Source organism: Prevotella sp. oral taxon 299 str. F0039, assembly GCF_000163055.2.
GTDB lineage: Bacteria > Bacteroidota > Bacteroidia > Bacteroidales > Bacteroidaceae > Prevotella.
The window spans coordinates 1,028,321-1,047,049 of record NC_022111.1; the positions used below are offsets into that span (position 1 = coordinate 1,028,321).

Consider the following 18,729-nt stretch of genomic DNA (forward strand, 5'->3'; position numbering starts at 1 on the left):
AATTACTCCTCTCCTATTTCAGCTTTAATCCAGTCATAACCTCTTTCTTCAATCTGTTTAGCAAGCTCTGGTCCTGCTGTTTTCACGATACGACCTTTGTAAAGCACGTGAATAACATCGGGTTTGATGATATCGAGCAATCGATCATAGTGCGTAATGACTATCGTACTGGTTTCTGGTGTCTTCAACTTGTTGACTCCTTCTGCCACAATACGCAAAGCATCAACGTCCAAACCCGAGTCGGTTTCGTCTAAGATGCGTAGTGTTGGCTCGAGCATTGCCATTTGAAAGATCTCGTTACGCTTCTTCTCTCCACCACTAAAGCCTTCGTTCACACTTCTGTTTGATAGCTTAGAGTCGAGCTCAACGATTGCTCTTTTCTCACGCATCAGCTTCAAAAAGTCGGCAGCATTCAAAGGTTCTTTGCCTTGATACTTACGTTTTTCATTGATAGCAGCACGCATGAAGTTGGTCATTGATACGCCTGGAATCTCTACTGGATACTGAAATGAAAGGAAAAGACCTTCGTTTGCACGATCTTCGGGCTTCATTTCAAGAAGATCTTTGCCATTATATGTGGCAGAACCTTCGGTTACTTCGAACAAAGGATTGCCCACTAAAACGGCACTAAGTGTACTCTTTCCTGATCCATTAGGACCCATAATAGCGTGTGTTTCGCCATCTTTTACTGTGAGGTTGATGCCTCTTAATATTTCTTTTTCGCCTATATTGGCATGAAGATTCTTTACTTCTAACATATATTGTTGTGTTTAGTATCTTATTTTTTCTTTTATTCTCTTATAATCGAATAGATCAAACAATGTAAATAAGTCTACATCTTCTAGAGTGAATGGGAATGAAACTTTCAGTGTTACGGCAATAGAGTGTCGATGCAAAGGTGCACTGAAGGGCGTTGGGGGTACTGTCTTCTTTGCTTGAACGTTGGTTTGCACTTTTGAACTCAAGCCTAATCGATAGCCATATTCCAAGCCTATCGAGAGACTTTTAGACATTGCGATGTCTGTTCCCAATACGGGTGAGACGCTGAAACGAGGATATTGCAGAATGCTATGTTGCGAATATCCTGGTAAATAGGCTCCTTCTGACTGATAAACGAAATCTTCGGTTCTCTTTCTTCCTATGTTATAATAGGTGTCGAAGCCCACATAAGGTCGAAACACCTTTGACATTCCAATGGGATAGTAGCGACCTCCTAACATAATTTGTTTTAAAGGCTCGCTGACATAGCTATCTTGTATCTGAAAACTCTCGTTCTCTATTCCTCCTTTGATAGAAAAGTTAGTCGATGGAATGTAATATTCTCCACGTAACTTAAAGGACATTCCCTTTACAAAACCAGCAAAGTTATGATTTGTCCAAACGTCTTTCGTGCCATTATCTGCCTTCATTCGAGGCGCAAAAAGAAGTCCTCCACCGATCTCTACTGAGAAATTGTAGGGGTTATTGTAATCTTCTGCCGAAGCTATTGAGTTGCTGAACAGCATGAAGAAGAAAGCGATGAGACGAGAAAGACGTGCTGACATAATCTTACTGAATGTTCTTTTTATCTGTTTATCCTACTGTTCCTTCTAATGATACCGACAAGAGTTTCTGAGCTTCAACAGCAAATTCCATTGGAAGTTTATTCAAAACTTCTTTCGCATAGCCGTTAACTATCAAGCCAATAGCCTGCTCTGTGGGGATTCCTCGCTGATTACAATAAAGCAATTGGTCTTCTCCAATCTTACTTGTTGTTGCCTCGTGCTCAATAACTGCTGAGTCGTTGTGAATGTCCATATATGGGAATGTGTGCGCACCGCACTTGTCTCCGAGCAATAAACTATCGCAAGAGCTATAGTTGCGGGCGTTATCTGCATTGGGAGTAGCACGCACAAGACCTCGATAAGAGTTCTGACTGTGTCCTGCACTGATTCCTTTTGAGATGATAGTACTCTTGGTGTTCTTACCCATGTGTATCATCTTTGTACCCGTATCTGCTTGTTGATAGTTGTTAGTAACAGCCACACTATAGAACTCTGCTTGTGAGTTATCGCCTCGAAGTATGCAAGATGGATACTTCCAAGTGATGGCACTACCTGTTTCTACTTGTGTCCAAGAGAGCTTAGAGTTCACTCCTCGAAGATCACCACGCTTGGTTACAAGGTTAAACACACCACCTTTCCCGTTCTCATCGCCTGGATACCAGTTCTGAACGGTTGAGTATTTCACTTCTGCATTGTCTTTAATAATAATCTCAACAATGGCAGCATGAAGCTGATTTTCATCTCGCATAGGTGCCGTACAGCCTTCCAAATAACTTACATAGCTATCGTCTTCTGCCACGATGAGAGTTCTTTCGAACTGTCCTGTGTTGCGAGCATTGATTCTAAAATAGCTACTTAGCTCCATAGGACAGCGCACTCCTTTGGGTATATACACAAAAGATCCATCACTAAAGACTGCACTATTCAACGCAGCAAAGAAGTTATCACGATAAGGAACAACTGTTCCAAGGTATTCTTTGATGAGCTCTGGGTGCTCTTGAACAGCCTCTCCTATAGACGAAAAGATGACTCCTTTCTCTGCAAGCTTCTCTTTGAAGGTTGTTTTAACAGAGACAGAGTCCATAATTGCATCTACAGCAACTCCACTAAGTATTAGCCTTTCTTCTAAAGGAATACCAAGTTTGTCGAATGTTTTCTCTAGTTCCGGGTCTATTTTACCATCTCCTGCTGGCTTTTTTGCCATTGGGTCGGCATAATATGATATGGCTTGATAATCGATCTCTGGCAAATCAATATGCGCCCACGTTGGTTGCTTCATTGTTTTCCAATGCTCGAAAGCCTTAAGACGAAATTCCAAAAGCCATTCGGGTTCGTTTTTCTTGTGCGAAATCAAACGAACAACCTCTTCGTTTAAGCCCTTTGGAATGATATCTGTATGTACATCAGTAGTAAAGCCGAACTCATATTTGCGCTCGGCAACACTTCTAACGTATTCATTTTTTTGTTGTTCTTGTCCTTCCATACAATTATATATTGTGTTATCCGTTAGAGGGACGACCCGAAGATCGTCCCTTTTCTTTTTATAACAAATTGCATACCACAATACTATATGGTAACAATTGTTACTATAAGGTTTGTTGTACCTCTATTTCCATGAATGTTTCAAGGATGTCACCAACTCGAATATCGTTAAAGTTTGTAAGACTTATACCACATTCAAAGTTTGCTGCAACATCTTTCACATCATCTTTATATCGTTTTAGCGCATTGATTGGAGCGGTGTGAACAACGATTCCGTCACGAACAACACGTGCTTTGTCTGTGCGATGCACTTTTCCTTCAGTAACAAGGGCACCTGCAACAGTTCCAACTTTAGAGATATTGTAAACCTCACGCACTTCTACTTGTCCTGTAACTACCTCTTTCTTCACCTTTTCCAACATACCTTCCATTGCCTTCTTCACGTCGTCAATAGCATCGTATATAACAGAATAGGTATTGATTTCAACACCTGCGTTCTCTGCTTGTCTACGTGCTGCTGCTGAAGGACGCACTTGGAATCCTACAATAATAGCGTCACTAGCGTCTGCAAGAGTCACATCGCTCTCTGAAATCTGTCCAACAGCCTTGTAGATTACATTTACCTTTATCTTTTCGGTAGACATCTTCAAGAACGAATCGCTCAATGCTTCAACAGAACCGTCGGTATCTCCCTTCACAAGAATATTCAATTCTTTGAATGATCCCAACGCAATACGATGAGAGATATCGCTCAAGGTTAAACGTTTTTGTGTACGCAAGCCTTGTTCCCGTTGTAGTTGTTCACGCTTATTGGCAATATCTCGAACCTCTTGCTCGGTCTCTAGCACATGGAAAGTATCACCAGCGGTAGGTGCACCATTAAGTCCTAGGATGATTGCGGGTTCTGATGGACCAGCAGATTGTATGCGTTGATTACGCTCATTAAACATAGCTTTGATACGACCCCAATGTGTTCCTGCGATAATATTATCACCTACCTTAAGTGTACCATTGCTAACTAAGACTGTAGAAACATATCCACGTCCTTTATCTAGTGATGATTCAATGATAGAACCTGTTGCTCTTCTATTTGGATTAGCCTTTAGATCTAGCATTTCTGCTTCTAAAAGAACTTTCTCTAGCAACTCTTCTACACCGATACCTTTCTTTGCACTGATCTCTTGTGATTGGTATTTACCACCCCACTCCTCTACTAATAGATTCATTTGAGATAGGTCTTCACGAATCTTGTCAGGGTTTGCTCCTGGCTTATCTATTTTATTCAAAGCGAATACCATTGGAACATTTGCAGCTTGAGCGTGTGCAATTGCCTCTTTTGTTGTAGGCATCACAGAGTCATCGGCAGAGATAATAATAATTGCGATGTCGGTTACCTGTGCTCCACGTGCACGCATCGCTGTAAATGCTTCGTGACCTGGAGTGTCTAGGAAGGTAATACGACGTCCATCTTCTAACTGAACGTTGTACGCTCCGATATGTTGTGTAATTCCACCTGCCTCACCTGCGATAACATTGGTGTTGCGTATATAGTCGAGAAGACTTGTTTTACCATGGTCTACGTGTCCCATTACGGTTACAATTGGCGAACGTGGAACAAGGTCGTTTTCATCATCTTCCTCCTCACTTACTGCCTCTTGTACTTCTGCGCTCACGTATTCTGTTTTGAATCCACATTCCTCTGCAACAAGATTAATGGTCTCTGCATCTAGACGTTGATTGATAGAAACCATGATTCCGACGCTCATCAGTGTTCCAATCACTTTGTTAACTGAAACATCCATCATTGTTGCAAGTTCACTAACAGTTACGAATTCTGTTAGTTTTAGTGTCTTGCTATCTTTACGTTCGGCATTTGCTTCAGCGTTCATCTTCTCTTGAACAGCCTCACGTTTTTCTTTTCTATACTTCGCACCCTTCTTGTTTTGGTTCTGTTTGTTGGTTAGTCGAGCCAAGGTTTCTTTCACTTGTCTTGCAACGTCCTCATCATTTACCTCAACAGGTTTAATGGGTTTGTTCTTCTTTTTCTTGTTTTTATTGCCTGCGTTATTGTTAGGTGTGTTGTTATTGTTGCGATTGCGATTAGCATTTTGACTCACTTCTGCATTAATATCAACACGTTCTTTATTAATACGCATTCGTTTTTTACGCTCTCCAGCTTGTTGTTGAGCCTTTTCTTCACGTTCTTTCTTGCGTTCTTCTTTAGTCTTTTTCTTAGGACGAGTATTCTGATTGAGCGTTGCAAGATCAATTTTACCTAGTACGTTCGGACCATTCAGTACTTTCCTATCACTATTAAGTTGGAAAATACCATCTTTTTTGTCTTCTGTTTCCACGTTATTGTCTTCTTCTTTTGCTTTTGACTCTTCTGAAACTTCAACTTTAGGAGCTACTACAGTTTTTTTAGGCTCTGTTTCTTCAGTTACAACTGGAACTTTACTCTCTTTCTGAGTCTTATGTAATTCTTGGTTATTCGTCTTTGTATGTGTCTTTTCTTCAGACTTTGGTTTTACCTCTTTTTTAACAGAAGGTTGTTTTTCTTGGCTTTCGGCAGTAGCCTTAGAGTTTTTGTTTGTCTTTTCTGTTTGAGCTACAGACTGTTTTGATGATGTTTTCTTCTCAACACCATCAAGATCGATTTTTCCTAGCGGTGTAAATTTTTGTTGACTGGTAGATTGCAACAAATCTTCACCACGGGTTTCCTCGTCTACTGCAGCACGTTTCTTTTCTTTTTGTTTCTTTGGGAAAATCTTTTCCGCTTGATTTTTCACATCAGCTTCGTGCTTAAAGGCCTCTACCAATGCTTCATACTGTGCTTCGTTTAATTTAAAGTTGGCATTATCCTTAGGCACTTCTCCCAAGTCTTTTCTTTTTTCTAGGAATTCAACTGCCGTTTGCATTCCTATGTTTAATTCACGTATTGCTTTGTTTAATCTGATACTCATTCTTTTCTTAAAACTCTATTTTAATTTTCTTTTTGTAATATATCAAGGAAATTACAGTCCTTTATTTGTTTTAGTGAGTTTGAAGTGATTATCCTTCAAACTCTGCACGAAGTACATTTAAAACATGATCTACTGTTTCCTCTTCAAGATCGGCTTTTTCTATAAGCATTTCTCTAGGTGCACTTAGCACGCTCTTTGCTGTATCTAAGCCTATTGCCTTTATTGAATCGATAATCCATTGATCGATTTCATCAGCAAATTCATCTAAGTAGATGTCTTCATCTGCTTCATTTTCGTTGATTTCACGGAATACATCTATGGTATATTCTGTAAGCATTGAGGCAAGTTTAATATTCAAACCACTACGTCCAATAGCTAAACTTACTTGCTCTGGCTGTAAGAATACCTCTGCTTTGTGTGCCTCTTCGTCAATGTTTATACTATTGATTACTGCAGGACTCAATGCTCGTTGAATGAACAACTTGGTGTTTGAAGTATAGTTCACTACGTCGATATTCTCGTTACAAAGCTCTCTTACGATTCCATGAATACGATTTCCTTTCACTCCCACACATGCTCCCACTGGATCAATGCGCTCGTCATAGCTTTCAACAGCAATTTTAGCACGTTCTCCTGGCATACGAGCAATCTTCTTAATAGAAATCAATCCGTCGTTAATTTCAGGAACTTCTGCTTCTAAAAGACGCTCAAGGAACATTGGACTTGTACGAGACAAGAATATTTTTGGGTTGTTATTTTCGTTATCTACACGAGCTATCACGGCACGAACTGTTTCGCCTTTGCGATAAACATCCGAAGGGATTTGCTCTGACTTAGGTAGTTTCAATTCGTTATTTTCATCATCTACCAAAAGCACTTCACGTTTCCAAACTTGATAAACCTCTGCAGAAATAATTTGACCTACACGGTCTTTATATTTATTATACAAGGCATCGTGTTCTAGTTCTAATACTTTTGAGGCTAATGTTTGACGTAAATTTAAGATGGCACGACGTCCGAAACCTGCGAAATTTACTCTTTCAGACACTTCTTCGCCCACTTCATAGTCGGGTTCGATCTTAATTGCATCGTTTAAAGCAATTTCTTTGTTTTCGTCGCTCACTTCTCCATTAGCCACAACTACACGATTTCGATAGATTTCAAAATCGCCTTTATCTGGATTCACGATAACATCGAAGTTCTCATCGCTACCGAATAGCTTTGCAAGTACATTGCGGAAGCTTTCTTCTAGAACGCTAACAAGAGTTGCACGATCGATATTTTTGGTATCTTTAAACTCTTTAAAGGTGTCGATCATGCTCATCGACTCTTCTTCTTTCTTTCTTGCTACCATAGCTTTTATTTGAAACTTATTAAGTATTTTGTATATTTCACTTTATTCATGTCGTAGGTATGATCTACATCTTGCAACACAGGACGTTTCTTTCCTTCGACTTTCACCTTTTCTTTAACGGTCACCACAAATGCAGTTCCTTCAACACTTTTAAGCAAGCCTTTTACTTTTCTGCCATCTGCGTCTAACACTTCCACCTCTTTACCTATAAAGTTGATGTATTGTTGTGGCACTTTAAAAGGCTGACCCAATCCTGCAGAACCTACTTCAAGTTCATAATCGACCTCATCTTTGCTCATGTGATCTTCTATAAACTTACTAAGTGCTACACAGTCTTCAATCCAAACTCCTTCAGAATGATCTATTTCAACTACCACTCGGTCATCATTACTCACTTCAATGCCTACCAAGAAGTAGTCTTTATCTTGCAACCATTGTTCTACTAGTTGCTTTACGACATTTTTATCGATCATAAATTTGTTGTTAATTCGTTCTTTCCTTTATTCCTTAAAACAAGAATGAGAAGCTCAATATGTGAGCCTCTCATTCCACTGAACGATGCAAAATTAGTGAAAAGAAATGAGTTATACAACTTTTTCGTTACTTATTTCATTCTTTTCTACATAAGAATTATAGATCTTATACTTTTAATTTCTATGTCTTTTAGGGCTTAAAGCTCTTCAACTTTGCGTTATAATAGTTTTTAAAGTCGTTCCAACGATAATAAGGAGCATGTTTTGTGGGTAGCGGAAGTGTTGCTTCTTGCTCATTTAGAAGTACTTTCACTAGAACATCTTTATCGTTTTCTGAACGACGATAGAACACCAATTGAACGTTTGCTGCCATTGGAAATATTCTATAATTCACCCAACCTTCTTGCTCTAGCTTATCTATCGAATCTATTTGTTTGTCATGTCCGTTAATACCTAACAAGCAAACAAGTGGCAATACTATTGTTTCGTGTCCAAAACGAAGTGTTGCACCTGGATGTTTCAACTGCAAACAGCTATCGGCTTGGTGCATAATATTCTTTAAAAGATTGCGTTGAGAGAAAGGTTGCATACCACCATTTTGGGGCGAAGGACCGCTTGTGAAATACCAATGTATGTTATTTCGTTGCCAAAGGGCATAAAGCTCATCGTTGGTAAAGAGATCTAATAGGCTTACACTATTACCTACTTCTGAATTTTGAAGAATGCTTGCCACTCTAAAAAGGGTGAGATACAACTTGAGTACACCCATCTCTTTCGCTACAAAAGTGGTGTCGGTAAACAATTGTTGTATGCAACGTTGTGGGTGAATATTGCTATTTTCCCAGTTATCAATTAGGTTTTTCACCTCTTTAGGTTTTCTTTTCGAGAACAAAACGCTATCGTTTAAGTTCATATAATACATGTCGTGATAACTTGCATCGTGCTTCATTTTAAGACGAGGATTAAGCGTTGCGAACTTCAAAAGTTCGTTTTCCATCGACAAGATGCAACGAATTACAACAGTACTTTTTGCCTCGATGCAACTAGAATCGCTAAATATCATGGGGAAACGACGATACATACGTTCTGCAATTTCTTGATGCTGACGAGCACCTAAGTCTGTAAGTTCGCCGTAACGATCACGACTTTCTAACTCTATCTTTTTCCATTTCTCGAGCACTTCACATCCTTTGGGTGTCAATAGGTGCTGTGCATCGGCTTTTAAGAATAAGTCGAGAGGTTTAAGATAATCGTTTTTATCAATAATAAAACGTGAACCATGTCTGCCATAATGACTGAGATAGCAAGGTTTATAACCCTTTGGAGCGGGCGTATCTTTTGTATTTTTTGGCATAGGATAAGCCAATGAGTTACTTGCACTTAGGCTTTTGTTTGCAATAATCTCGCTTTTCACGTCTTGAGCAAAAAGTGTCTTGCTCACAAAAAGCGATGCAATGGCAATTAAAAGTATTTTCTTCATTTTGAGATATGTTTAGATTAGATAAATAATAAAATAATGTTTCTTTTTTCTTAATGTCTACTTGGAGCAACGAAACGTCTCTTCTTATAAGGTTGTTTAATGTTCTTCCTATGTCAAAAAAGCAAATAGCAATCTCACATTAGAGCAAGACTGCTATTGCAAGGAATATCTTTAGAAACTAGAAAGCCACGACTTGATGAGTAGTAACATTTCTGGTTGATATTTAAAACGTGGACGCATTCCCCATCCATGACCTCCATCTGGAAACACAAAGAGCGATGCTGGCACATCGTGACGATAGAGTTCGTTATAATAGTTCACACCATTTGCTGGCGCAACTGAACTGTCATCATCGCTAAGAATAATCAATCCACGAGGGGTATTGCGGTTTACTTGCATATCGGTACTATAATCTCGTTCGTCTTTTTTACGTGCAGAGCTACCCAAGAAGTTATCGTGTGAACCTTGATGTGTGTAACCTGGAATCATAGTAATAACGGGATAGAAAAGTATTTGAAAGTTAGGTCGAGCCTCAACGTTGCTTTTTGTGGCAATAACAGACGCCAAATGGCCACCTGCAGAAAATCCAACCACACCCACATTATTAGGATCTATGTGCCATTGCGCAGCCTTCTTTCTAATCAACTTCATAGCCTCCTCGGCATCAGAAACAGGAATCTCGGGGTTACCTTTAGGCAAACGATACTTCAAAACAATTGCTGCCACACCCATATGGTTAAAGAATGGAGCCCAATCTGTACCCTCTGAATCCATCGAAAGATATTCGTATCCACCTCCAGGCATAATCAAAACAGCACGTCCTGTTGCCTTTTTAGCATCTGGAAGAAACACTTTCACCTTTGCAGTGTCGTTTTGTAATCCATTACTATTAGGTGTTCTATCATTCCAAAGATTATATTCAAAGGTCTTTTGAGCATTCATTGCACAACAAGTTAAAAACATTGCGCAACTTAAAATCAGTCTTTTAACTTTCATCTTTTACTTCTATTATTAGCTTATTCTTTTGCAAAGATAGTATATTTTTTGTAATATTGCATTCTACTATTTAACGAAGCGAATAAAGATGCACCCATTAGAGAAATTTAATTATTGCCCCATTTGTGGCAAAGATCATTTTGAAATACAGGATAAAAAAAGTAAAAAATGTGCCGATTGTGGTTTTGAATACTACTTAAACCCTAGTAGTGCTGCCGCAGCTTTTATCTTTAACGACCAAAAAGAGCTATTGGTTTTGCGAAGAAAGCACAACCCTGGCAAGGGAATGTTAGACCTTCCTGGAGGCTTTGCCGATATGCATGAATCAATAGAAGAGACTATTAAGCGAGAGATTAAAGAGGAAACAGCTCTCGAAGTCACCACTTCTCGCTATTTATTCAGTCTTCCTAATAAATACACTTACAGCAATTTCGACATTCCTACACTCGATTCATTCTTCATTTGCAGCGTTAAAGACACAACAACGCTTAGTGCCGACGATGATGCCGACGAGTGTTTTTGGCTTCCTTTGACCGAGATTCACACCGAACAATTTGCCCTTCGATCTATTAGAAAGGCTCTTTCGATGTTATTGAAACAAGGTTGTGAGTTATTGAAATAAGGAAATTCTATTTTTATTAGACAACAGCTTGACAATCAAAAGATAATACGTTGATTTTGATTGTTTTGCATCTGCTTTTCAAAAGCATTGACATTACACTGCAATTGCATTGATTTTACATGCTAAAAGCAATGCAATTGAAACGCAAAAGAATAGGAAATAAATAATCCCTAGTAGACTATTGTTTACTAGGGATTATTCTTTTCTTTTAAAACTTCACTTGCCACTTCTTCTAATTCGCTATACCATTGCTCACCAAAGCGACGTATGAGTGGGTCTTTTAAGAACTTGTAAATGGGCAGTTGTAACTCTTTTCCTTTCTTTACTGCGTCTTTACACACGTCCCAACGATGATAATTCAAACCTACGAGGTCGTTGCTGAATCGCTTTTCACGAATGGGATACAAGCTACATGATATGGGTTTGCAAAACGATGTCTTTCCTTTTCGATATAAACGCTCGAGCGCACACAAACAAGTTCCATTTTCATAGCAGGTAAACACGCAATCTTTATTGTTGACAATAGAGGTTACAAGGTCGCCATCTCTATCGGTATACACAACGCCTTGCTTGTCTATTTGTGCCTGTGCCTGTGCCGAAAGCTCACTCCAAGCTATCTCAGTAACTTCTTCGAGGGGTGCTATCTCTTCAAAAAGGACGGGTGCTCCTGCATCACCTTCTATACAACAGATTCCTTTGCAGGCGTCTAAATCGCAACAAAAACACTCTGTTATTATATCTGATGATAATAAAACATTTCCTACTTGTATAATCGACATCATAATGTTTTCTGACTTTTGTATAATGAAATATCGCTTTGCGTGGACTATGGCTATAACTTTACCACTCGATGGGCTTTAATCCGCAGCTAATGAGGTAGTTATTGGCTTGCGAAAAATGGTGATTTCCAAACCAACCGCCACGATTTGCAGACAAAGGTGATGGGTGAACGCTCTCTAACACAAAATGTTTGGTGGTGTCGATAAAGACTTTCTTGCGACGTGCAAAGCCTCCCCAGAGCATAAAAACCAGATTGTTGCGGTGAACACTCAATGCTTTTATTGCGGCATCGGTGAAGGATTCCCAACCAATGTTTTGATGACTCGCTGCCTGATGCGCACGAACCGTGAGGGTTGAGTTGAGCAATAACACGCCTTGCTCTGCCCAATGGGTTAGATCTCCGTTTGCTGGTAACTCTTTTCCAATATCGTTCTTCAACTCTTTAAATATATTGATGAGAGATGGGGGCATGGCTATTCCTTCTTGAACTGAGAAACTTAAACCGTGAGCCTGTCCTATTTCGTGGTAAGGATCTTGCCCTAATATCACCACTTTCACATCGTTAAACGGACACAAGTCAAAGGCTCTGAATATGTTGCGACCTGCAGGAAAGCAACGATTTGTTTTATATTCGAGCTTAACCGCATTGGTTAAACGCTCAAAATAAGGTGCTTCTAACTCGCTTTTTAGCACCTCTTTCCAACTGGGTTCCATCTTTACGTCAACCATTTTCTCTATCTTTTTATTCCAAATGAGCTTTCTTCTTCTTCAATGTGGTAAAACTTTGAAAGATAACTCACACTAATTTGAACTGCAACTCGCATCAAGTTAAAATGCAACTGTCATCAGACTGAAAGGTAATAAAAAATAAAAGAGTCGCAAGCGATATGCTTGTGACTCCCTATATTATTCATACATAATAGCTAATTAAGCAAGACTTTCTACGTGAGCAGCCAAACTTGACTTAATATTTGAAGCTTTATTCTTGTGTATGATATTTGTTTTAGCAAGCTTATCCAACATTGCTTGAACAACAGGATAAAGCTTTAGAGCTTCTTCTTTATCTGTTAATGCACGCAATTTACGCACAGCGTTGCGCATTGTCTTTGCATAATAACGATTATGCAATGTGCGAGTTTTAGTTTGACGGATTCTCTTTAACGCCGATTTATGATTTGCCATCTTTATCTATTGCTTTTATTTTATTATCGTAGTCCCTAGGAGAGTCGAACTCCTCTTTAGAGAATGAAAATCTCTCGTCCTAACCGATAGACGAAGGGACCATAAGTTTTGATTTGCGGTTGCAAAGGTACAACAATTTATTTAAATACCAAATGTTTTACAAAATATTTTTTCTAAAGACACGATTTTTTTATACTTTTGTGGTTAAAATGGGTCTATTTCTATCCTTTTAGGCTGAATTTGCATCATTTATGCATATCAATCAAGAATAAAGTGCATCAATACAAAATCGTAATTTTGCAACCTTTTTTATTATAATATAAGGTAGGATGAAAGACAAAACAAAACATTGTTAAGCTACAATGGTAGGAATTAGATGTTAAAAGGAAGAAATACGGGGAAAGAAATAGCAATTGCACGATTCAACAGAAGCGATAATGTTCCCCCAAAGCGCACGAACGGCTCTTAAAAGCACCTTTTCTCTTTCACACACACGCATGTTCTTATTTATAGATACACACGTATTTATTATAAAACACTCACCCATTTAGCACCATACACCAACAGATTACCTTATAAAAAGGGCGAAACAACATTCAACAAGTTCTCTCATAACAACCCAAAACCCCCATTTTATGCTCACAAACACATCTGCTATTGTTCTACACTCATTCAAATACAAAGATAATCAAATGATTGTCGACATGCTAACTGAGCAATTAGGACGTATCAGTTTTATTGTTCGAGTGGGCAAAAAGGGTTCTAGTGCTACTAAACGACAGTTTTTTCAGCCCCTTACCTTACTCGAACTTGCTTTCGACTATCGTGAGAATGTGGGCTTACAGAAGTTGAATGACATCAAAATAGCTCATCCTTTTAATTCGATTTTCTTTGATCCTTTCAAGTGTAGTATTGCTCTTTTCGTGGCAGAATTTCTGTATCACGCCACCAAAAGCGAAGCGCAAACCGCCCTTTTGCACAACTATATCGAGGCAGGACTTTTGTGGTTAGATGGCTGCACGAGCTCTTTTGCCAACTTTCACCTTGTATTTATGATCAAACTCACACGTTTCATTGGTTTCTATCCCAACACTGAAGGTTTTAATGAGGGTTGTATTTTTAATTTGAGAACGGGCTGTTTTGAAGAATATTCGCCTATACATGCCGACTATCTCACGCCAACAGACTCTATTGCCATGTATCAATTGCTCCGTTCGAACTATAACACCATGCACTTATTTGAGATGTCGCATGAGCAAAGAAACCGCTGTACAGATATCATTTTGAATTATTATAAATTGCACCTCCCCACCTTTGCGGAGCTTAAATCGCTACAAGTGTTGAAAGACATCATGCGATAAACCACCCACCCGAGTTGTCTTTGCACCGCACCCCGTTTACCTTTCTTTCCCACCTTCACAGCCCATTCACAGCAAGGCTTGAGTCATCACGCCACAAAAGCAGTGCTTTCACCATACAAAAGCAGTGAGATTGGGGTGTAAAAGCAATGAGATTGCGCTCTAAAAGCTATGGTTTTAGAAACAAGGTGCTGCGCTATCCTTTTTCAACGCAAATTATTTTTATCAAAAAAAAGAGATATTGCAACTTGTCATCTCACCTCAATTGGCAATCAACAAACCCTGCAATATCTCTTTTTAATGATGTTCTTTTTGATCTATTGTATCTTTTCAGAACTCATTGTCACTTCAATTCGCTTCTTATTCTCTACAACCAGCTTAGCAAAACGCTGCATATCTTGGGGTGTTAGCTGTTCAACCAAACGCTGATAGCCTGCATCTGCATCTACATTATTATACAGATAATTAAACAAGAGCTCTTCCCAATACTCGTTAGTGTTCACTACCGACTTGTAAGTTTTAAGCAAATAGGTCTTTATTTTACCTAACTCTTGCACATCAACTCCATTATTAGCAAGTTTCAAAAGCTCTGCATCTACCAACGGGATAAGCTCTTTATACTTCTCGGGAGCGGTACTAAATGCCACTTTTAGCACCATTTGACTATAAGGATATTGTGCCAATGTGCTTGTAACTTTGATATTATAGGCTCCTCCTTTATCTTCTCTAATCGACTGAAGATAACCACTTCGCAAGAGAGAAGCAAGGATATCGAGTTTTATTTCGTTCTCTACGCTATATGGAATACGTGCAGAATAGAGCACACTTGTTCGCACAACGGGTGTGGCTTGTGGGTGAACCATGAGGCGAGTGATGTTCTTTTCTTGTATTTCTGGAATATTCTTGCCTCGCATCTCTTGAGATTTAGCCGATGGAAGTGATGCCAAATACAGGCAAAGGAAAGGTTTTAACTGCTCAATATCAACGTTTCCTGTTATGATAACGTTAAAATCTGAAGCATTGGCAAAGCGTTCTTTGTAGATCTCTATAATTCTTTTATAGTTCACTTTGTCTAAGTCAGAAGCCGAAAGAGATAGCACTTGTGGATTATTTCCATAAACAACACGCATCAAACTATCGTTATACACCACACCAGGTTTCTGATTTTGCAATTCTGTAAAGCTCTTCTGCTCGTCTATCATCTGCTTAAATGCTACCGAATCTACACGAGGCGAGGTGAAATAAAGATGCACCAACTCGAACAATTCCTTTGCATTTCGAACCACACTGTTACCCTTTATACCTTCGATATCTTCACCAATAAAAGGCGAAACATTCACGGTTTTACCAGAAAGCATTCTATTTAGAGTCAATTCGTCGAACTTCGACAGTCCACCCGACGTAATTCCTGCTATGAGATAGGTTAAGTTATGAGCATCTTTTGTGCTATATAAACTCTTACCTCCAATGCTAAACGCTCGCAAGTTGATTTCATCATCTTCAAAAGAGGTTGGTTTTACATACACATTCATGCCATTCGACAGAGTGAGATGGGTATAACCATATATCATTTTCTCTTCTTTCACAATCTTTCCACTTTGTGGTAGGACTGAAATAAAAGAAGATTCTGTTTTGATATCCTCGTATTTTGGATAATCTTTTTGCTGTGCCAACACAATAGTTTGCTTCAACTGCTGTTCTGAAAGTTCTTCTGCTCCTTTCGACTCGGGCACAAACAAGGTTGCCACCTCATTGGTGTTGTGCACCAGTTCGGCAAGCATTGCATTCACATCTGCCAACGAAACCGAGCCATTCAAACGCTTTGTTTCTTGCAATTCCACTTCAGGAGTTAGTATATTACTATTGTTTAAGAAGTTGTTCACGCACATTTCCACATACATACTATTGCGAACTTTGTTGCGATCATTATACGAATTCTGTGCATCATTCAACACTTCGTCCTTTGCTCTCAATAGTTCTGTTTCGGTAAAGCCATGCTTTCGTGCTCTTTCTAGCTCTCCAACAGCCAACGAAATACCCTCTTTCACACGTTCTTTCACCAGCGTTGCCGTTAGCATAAAGGCGTCTTTGGTGTTCGAAATAAAGAAGTTTCCATCTTGAACCGATGCTGCAAGGATTTCTTTACTATGCTTCTTTTGCAAAACATCAAAGCGATTGTTGAGCATAGAGATAACCAAATTGGTGAGATAATTATCCTTATACGCCTCAACGGTTTGTCGTTCTGCCCACGGAGTGACGTCTCTTTTCATGTAAAGACTGAAACTTGGAACGGGTTGTTCTGCGTCTTTAGCACAAAAAACAATCATCTCTTTGTTGTCACTCACAGGATAATACACACGTTTTTCTGCATTTTTAGGTTGCGGAATAGCTCCAAAGCACTTCTTTATCTTCTCTTCTATCTTGTTAACATCAACATCTCCCACCACAATAACAGCCTGCAAGTCGGGGCGATACCATCGTTTATAATAGTCTTTCAAATGCTTATAGGGGAAAGAACGCACGATATCCATCGATCCAATGGGCAAACAATCTTCGTATTTCGTACCCTTATAAATGATAGGAGTTGATTGCTCTAAAAGGCGTTGCATTGCCATTGCCGACCTACGAGTGCGCCATTCTTCTTCAATAACGCCCCTTTCCTTGTCTATCTCCTTATCAGTGAGCAATAAACCACAGCTCCAATCGTGCAAAACCAATAAGCAAGAGTCTACTATTCCCTCACGAATCACAGGCGCAGCAGATATGTTATACACCGTTTGGTCAACGCTTGTATAGGCATTTAGGTTTGCTCCAAACTTAATTCCAACGCTTTCACACCACTGAACAACACCTGGTTTATTGTTGGTTTGTGGAAAGTTTATGGTTCCATTAAACGCCATATGCTCTAAAAAGTGAGCCAAACCACGTTGATTAGGCATTTCTAATATAGAACCAACTCGCTGTGCAAGATAGAAATCGGCTTCGTTTTTAACAAACGAATTGTGCTTGATATAATAGGTAAGTCCATTAGATAACTTTCCAATTCTCACACTATTATCTTGTAACATGCGCTGTGCAAAGGCGTTAAACGACACAAAACACAGAACAACAAATAAAAGAATACGATTATATTTCATCGTTTTAAAAGGCATAATCTCCCCTCTTCTGCATTAGAAAGAAGGGAGATTATTATCTAATTTTAATTAATATTCAAAATAAGAAGGCTTTGCAGCTGCTTCGAAGTCATTGGTAGAGTTGTTGGTATCAATCCATTTTGTACCATTTTTCTTACGCAATACTGCCTTTCTATAGCTACTTGCATCGTTCATTTGCTCTGCCCAATAAGTAAAACCAGCATCTAACGAAGGTGCAACCACATTCCATTGGTGGTCTGACTTCACTGCAAGATTCACTGCATCAATCACCCATTTGTTAGGAACCATTAAGTAGTTCTCTTCGTTTTCGAAATTAGTTGGGTCTTCAGCTTCAACATATTTCACTTTATATTCATAGTTCTTCTTAAATGTTTCCACATCACCTTCGATGCGAACAAGCGCATATGCCTTCACACCATTGCGGTTTGGGGTTACTCTTCCATCAGGATCACCATACACATGCTTAAGAACTGGAACATTGTTGTTTTGCTTTTCGGTTTCAGTCTCTTCACCATTAGCATCTACTCCTTCAATAAACATAGAAGAATAGAATTGGAAATTGGCTTTACTTAGGTCGATTGAGTTTGCATTAAACTCTTTATGATTGCGTGCATTGAATGCAATTACGATCTCTTCTCCTGGCTTAATAGGATATTGTTTGCCTGTTCCTGGAATTACAAAGATATCTTCTACGGTCATACCTTGAGGCATAACGTTTGGCTTATAGTCGTTCTTTACATTGGTTTGGAATTGAGATTGCACAATAGCAAGCCCATCGGCATACATTAAAGTGTCGCTATTATTGGCAATTTTGATATATTGGTCATCGCTATAATCTTTACCTTCTGGAGTCTTTGAGAATGAGAAATAGATCTCAGAAATCACCAATCCATCTGCAGTATTATAGGTATTAAGTGCTATTTCTGTTGAGCTTGGAATGCCTTCTACAGCACTTTTAGCTACTGCTACATTGCTCTTTGTAGCACGAACTTCTGATGTTAGCGACTGATTGTTTACCTTATACGTCAAAGAACCTTTCACTTCAATATTGTAAGTGCCTTCAGGAATAGAGAGAACAGCATTGTATTTGCCATCTTTCTCTTTGAAGTTAGAAAGTGTATAGGTTGTTTTATCAAGTACATTCGTAAACACTGCGGTTGCATTTTGCAAACTTCCGCCTTCTACATCCAATGGAACATTAAGGGTTAAGCCATACTCTACTTTCGCAATAGTAGCAGGTTCATTATCGTCTTTACATGATGTAAACACAAAACATACAGCAAATAGTGCTGCAACTAACATAAAAATACTTCTTTTCATACTCTCTTTTATTTTTTGTT

General features: G+C 39.0%; 15 protein-coding genes and 1 tRNA gene. 2 read left to right on the forward strand and 14 right to left on the reverse strand.

Translation table 11 applies throughout. The features are described from left to right. Positions 1–2: 2 nt before the first annotated feature. From sufC to HMPREF0669_RS07175, 8 genes are all read right to left on the reverse strand, one after another. Positions 3–758, reverse strand: coding sequence for a Fe-S cluster assembly ATPase SufC (gene sufC / locus HMPREF0669_RS07140; RefSeq protein ID WP_009228154.1), 756 nt, complete (start codon positions 756–758; stop codon positions 3–5). Between the two features lie 12 nt (positions 759–770). Beyond that, positions 771–1,544, reverse strand: coding sequence for a hypothetical protein (locus HMPREF0669_RS07145; protein ID WP_020967293.1), 774 nt, complete (start codon positions 1,542–1,544; stop codon positions 771–773). 28 nt (positions 1,545–1,572) lie between these two features. Beyond that, positions 1,573–3,027 carry a Fe-S cluster assembly protein SufB gene (gene sufB / locus HMPREF0669_RS07150; RefSeq protein WP_009228152.1) on the reverse strand — a complete coding sequence of 485 codons (1,455 nt, stop codon included), beginning with the start codon at positions 3,025–3,027 and terminating at the stop codon, positions 1,573–1,575. A 103-nt stretch (positions 3,028–3,130) separates the two neighbouring features. Continuing rightward, positions 3,131–5,989 (reverse strand): translation initiation factor IF-2, encoded by a 2,859-nt coding sequence (infB, locus tag HMPREF0669_RS07155; RefSeq protein ID WP_009228151.1) that lies wholly within the window; start codon positions 5,987–5,989, stop codon positions 3,131–3,133. A gap of 88 nt (positions 5,990–6,077) precedes the next feature. Next, positions 6,078–7,343, reverse strand: a complete 1,266-nt coding sequence (gene nusA, locus HMPREF0669_RS07160) for a transcription termination factor NusA (RefSeq protein ID WP_009228150.1) — start codon at positions 7,341–7,343, stop codon at positions 6,078–6,080. Positions 7,344–7,348: 5 nt separating this feature from the next. Further along, entirely contained in the window at positions 7,349–7,816 is a 468-nt protein-coding gene (gene rimP / locus HMPREF0669_RS07165) for a ribosome assembly cofactor RimP (RefSeq protein ID WP_009228149.1), read from the reverse strand. Between the two features lie 190 nt (positions 7,817–8,006). Beyond that, complete coding sequence (locus tag HMPREF0669_RS07170; protein WP_009228147.1) at positions 8,007–9,296, reverse strand: histidine-type phosphatase; 1,290 nt, start codon at positions 9,294–9,296, stop codon at positions 8,007–8,009. A 171-nt stretch (positions 9,297–9,467) separates the two neighbouring features. Beyond that, positions 9,468–10,292: an alpha/beta hydrolase gene (locus HMPREF0669_RS07175; RefSeq protein ID WP_009228146.1), complete on the reverse strand. Its 825-nt coding sequence runs from the start codon at positions 10,290–10,292 to the stop codon at positions 9,468–9,470. An 88-nt stretch (positions 10,293–10,380) separates the two neighbouring features. Between HMPREF0669_RS07175 and HMPREF0669_RS07180 the strand changes: the two genes are divergently transcribed. Further along, positions 10,381–10,914, forward strand: a complete 534-nt coding sequence (locus tag HMPREF0669_RS07180; RefSeq protein WP_009228145.1) for an NUDIX domain-containing protein — start codon at positions 10,381–10,383, stop codon at positions 10,912–10,914. A 188-nt stretch (positions 10,915–11,102) separates the two neighbouring features. On the opposite strand, the gene HMPREF0669_RS07185 is transcribed toward HMPREF0669_RS07180, so the two are convergent. The 4 genes from HMPREF0669_RS07185 to HMPREF0669_RS10270 all read right to left on the reverse strand — a co-directional run bounded on the left by HMPREF0669_RS07185 (position 11,103) and on the right by HMPREF0669_RS10270 (position 12,977). Continuing rightward, positions 11,103–11,693, reverse strand: a complete 591-nt coding sequence (locus tag HMPREF0669_RS07185) for a DUF3109 family protein (protein WP_009228144.1) — start codon at positions 11,691–11,693, stop codon at positions 11,103–11,105. Between the two features lie 61 nt (positions 11,694–11,754). After that, positions 11,755–12,423: a uracil-DNA glycosylase gene (ung, locus tag HMPREF0669_RS07190; protein WP_009228143.1), complete on the reverse strand. Its 669-nt coding sequence runs from the start codon at positions 12,421–12,423 to the stop codon at positions 11,755–11,757. Between the two features lie 198 nt (positions 12,424–12,621). After that, positions 12,622–12,876, reverse strand: coding sequence for a 30S ribosomal protein S20 (gene rpsT, locus HMPREF0669_RS07195; RefSeq protein ID WP_009228142.1), 255 nt, complete (start codon positions 12,874–12,876; stop codon positions 12,622–12,624). A 29-nt stretch (positions 12,877–12,905) separates the two neighbouring features. Beyond that, a tRNA-Glu gene (locus tag HMPREF0669_RS10270) sits at positions 12,906–12,977 on the reverse strand. 534 nt (positions 12,978–13,511) lie between these two features. Here HMPREF0669_RS10270 and recO point away from each other — a divergent pair. Continuing rightward, entirely contained in the window at positions 13,512–14,237 is a 726-nt protein-coding gene (gene recO / locus HMPREF0669_RS07200) for a DNA repair protein RecO (RefSeq protein ID WP_009228141.1), read from the forward strand. Between the two features lie 314 nt (positions 14,238–14,551). Here the strand turns inward: recO and HMPREF0669_RS07205 are convergent, their stop codons facing one another. Beyond that, a complete protein-coding gene (locus HMPREF0669_RS07205) occupies positions 14,552–17,386 on the reverse strand; it encodes a pitrilysin family protein (RefSeq protein WP_009228140.1) in 2,835 nt (944 codons plus the stop codon). A gap of 51 nt (positions 17,387–17,437) precedes the next feature. Further along, positions 17,438–18,709, reverse strand: coding sequence for a DUF4876 domain-containing protein (locus HMPREF0669_RS07210; RefSeq protein ID WP_020967295.1), 1,272 nt, complete (start codon positions 18,707–18,709; stop codon positions 17,438–17,440). Positions 18,710–18,729 lie beyond the last annotated feature (20 nt).

What these genes read in the sequence shown, in the direction of transcription:
- infB (WP_009228151.1), bottom strand. Translation starts at nt 5,989, where the DNA reads ATGAGTATCAGATTAAACAAAGCAATACGTGAATTAAACATAGGAATG.
- HMPREF0669_RS07145 (WP_020967293.1), bottom strand. Translation starts at nt 1,544, where the DNA reads ATGTCAGCACGTCTTTCTCGTCTCATCGCTTTCTTCTTCATGCTGTTC.
- HMPREF0669_RS07175 (WP_009228146.1), bottom strand. Translation starts at nt 10,292, where the DNA reads ATGAAAGTTAAAAGACTGATTTTAAGTTGCGCAATGTTTTTAACTTGT.
- HMPREF0669_RS07185 (WP_009228144.1), bottom strand. Translation starts at nt 11,693, where the DNA reads ATGTCGATTATACAAGTAGGAAATGTTTTATTATCATCAGATATAATA.
- rpsT (WP_009228142.1), bottom strand. Translation starts at nt 12,876, where the DNA reads ATGGCAAATCATAAATCGGCGTTAAAGAGAATCCGTCAAACTAAAACT.
- recO (WP_009228141.1), top strand. Translation starts at nt 13,512, where the DNA reads ATGCTCACAAACACATCTGCTATTGTTCTACACTCATTCAAATACAAA.
- rimP (WP_009228149.1), bottom strand. Translation starts at nt 7,816, where the DNA reads ATGATCGATAAAAATGTCGTAAAGCAACTAGTAGAACAATGGTTGCAA.
- HMPREF0669_RS07205 (WP_009228140.1), bottom strand. Translation starts at nt 17,386, where the DNA reads ATGCCTTTTAAAACGATGAAATATAATCGTATTCTTTTATTTGTTGTT.
- HMPREF0669_RS07210 (WP_020967295.1), bottom strand. Translation starts at nt 18,709, where the DNA reads ATGAAAAGAAGTATTTTTATGTTAGTTGCAGCACTATTTGCTGTATGT.
- sufB (WP_009228152.1), bottom strand. Translation starts at nt 3,027, where the DNA reads ATGGAAGGACAAGAACAACAAAAAAATGAATACGTTAGAAGTGTTGCC.
- nusA (WP_009228150.1), bottom strand. Translation starts at nt 7,343, where the DNA reads ATGGTAGCAAGAAAGAAAGAAGAAGAGTCGATGAGCATGATCGACACC.
- HMPREF0669_RS07180 (WP_009228145.1), top strand. Translation starts at nt 10,381, where the DNA reads ATGCACCCATTAGAGAAATTTAATTATTGCCCCATTTGTGGCAAAGAT.
- ung (WP_009228143.1), bottom strand. Translation starts at nt 12,423, where the DNA reads ATGGTTGACGTAAAGATGGAACCCAGTTGGAAAGAGGTGCTAAAAAGC.
- sufC (WP_009228154.1), bottom strand. Translation starts at nt 758, where the DNA reads ATGTTAGAAGTAAAGAATCTTCATGCCAATATAGGCGAAAAAGAAATA.
- HMPREF0669_RS07170 (WP_009228147.1), bottom strand. Translation starts at nt 9,296, where the DNA reads ATGAAGAAAATACTTTTAATTGCCATTGCATCGCTTTTTGTGAGCAAG.